At 70.9% G+C, this 1,555-nt stretch carries 2 protein-coding genes; one reads left to right on the forward strand and one right to left on the reverse strand.

The features are described 5' to 3' along the window. On the reverse strand, nucleotides 1–616 hold a 616-nt coding region (locus tag FV222_RS25620; protein WP_147815967.1), incomplete at its 3' end, for an amidase. A gap of 199 nt (nucleotides 617–815) precedes the next feature. On the opposite strand from FV222_RS25620, the gene FV222_RS25625 reads away from it, so the two are divergent. Further along, nucleotides 816–1,555, forward strand: a 740-nt coding sequence (locus tag FV222_RS25625; protein WP_147815968.1) for an extensin family protein, incomplete at its 3' end; no start/stop codon positions are given.

The following is a 1,555-nucleotide window of genomic DNA, read 5'->3' on the forward strand; positions in this document are numbered from 1 at the left end:
GGGCCAGCGCGTGGGCGACGTCGCCGACGCCGGCGCCGAACAGGCCGAGCGTGTCGAGCGCCCACGAGAACGTCTTGACGCCGACCGTGGGCAGCAGCCGGAACGAGGGCTTGATCGCGGCGCAGCCGCAGAAGCTTGCCGGGCGGATCACCGAGCCGCCGGTCTGCGTGCCGAGCGCCAGCGGCAGCATCCCGGCCCCGACCGCGGCGGCCGAGCCCGCCGAGGAGCCACCGGGCGTGTGGCCGGGATCGTGCGGATTCGTGGTCTCGGTGGGGTCGACGCTGGCGAAGGGCGAGGTCGTGGTCTTGGCCAGCACCACCGCGCCGAGGGCCTTCAGGCGCATCACGATCGGGGCGTCGGTCTTCGGCTGCCAGCCCTCGTAGATCGGCGAGCCCATCTGCGTCGGCATCGCGGCGGTGTCGATGATGTCCTTCACGCCCACCGCGATCCCGGCGAGCGGTCCGGCATCGGTGACGGCGGGGGCGGGATCGGTGACCACCGTGGCGCGCACCACAGGATCGCGCGCGAGGATCGCCTCCTGCGACAGCCGGATCGCGCCCTCGGGCGTGAGGGTGCCGGCTTCGATGCGGCGGCGCAGGTCGACCAACGAGAGCATCACGCGTCCTTGACTTGAGCGACTTGGACTTATCGGTTCGGGGGCGGCGCCGGCGACAGCGGCGCGCAAGCCCGTGCAGGTTTCATGCGCGATGGCACGAACGCGACCGCCATTTGCAGGCCCTACCATGCGAAGGCCCGCGTCGCGACGGCGGCAGCGTTAGCACCGCATTTACGCGATCGTGAGCATTCTCCGCACCATGTGGCGTAGCGTACTCGCGTTCTCCGCCCTTGCGCTGTTCGGCGCGGGGCTCACCGGCTGTGCGATCAACAAGTTTGAGCGCCGCGACGCCTGGCGCGACCAGGCGGAACAGGTGTGCCTGGCCAAGAAGCTGGTCGAGCCGACCGAGTTCGTCGTGCCGGCCAAGGAGATCGACGGACCCGGCCCCTGCGGCATGACCCAGCCGTTCCGGGTGACGCGGCTGGGCGGCGGCGCCGTGATCCTGAAGCAGAAGATGACGCTCGGCTGCCCGGCGCTGGCCGAGGCCGAGGCCTGGCTCGCCGACACAATCCAGCCGGCCGCCGCCCTGTATTTCGGGCAGCCGGTCGCCGAGATCAACGCCGGCTCCTACGCCTGCCGCGGGAGGAACAACCAGGTCGGCGCCAAGCTCTCCGAGCACTCCTTCGGCAACGCGATCGACGTGATGTCGTTCAAGCTCGCCGACGGCTACGTCATCACCGTCAAGGGCGGTTGGCGCGGCACCGAAGCCGAGCAGGGTTTCCTGCGCGAGGTTTTCCTCGGCGCGTGCCAGCGCTTCACCACCGTGCTGGCGCCGGGCTCCAACGTGTTCCACTACGACCACATCCACGTGGACCTCGCCCGCCACGACCCGCGCGGGCTGAAGCGGATCTGCCAGCCGCTGATCAAGTTCACGCCGCAGCTCGGCTCCGACAACCCGCGGCCGATGTCCCGCCCCCGCCCGCCCGAGCGCCAGCCGGC

This window comes from Methylobacterium sp. WL103 (assembly GCF_008039885.1).
GTDB lineage: Bacteria > Pseudomonadota > Alphaproteobacteria > Rhizobiales > Beijerinckiaceae > Methylobacterium > Methylobacterium cerastii.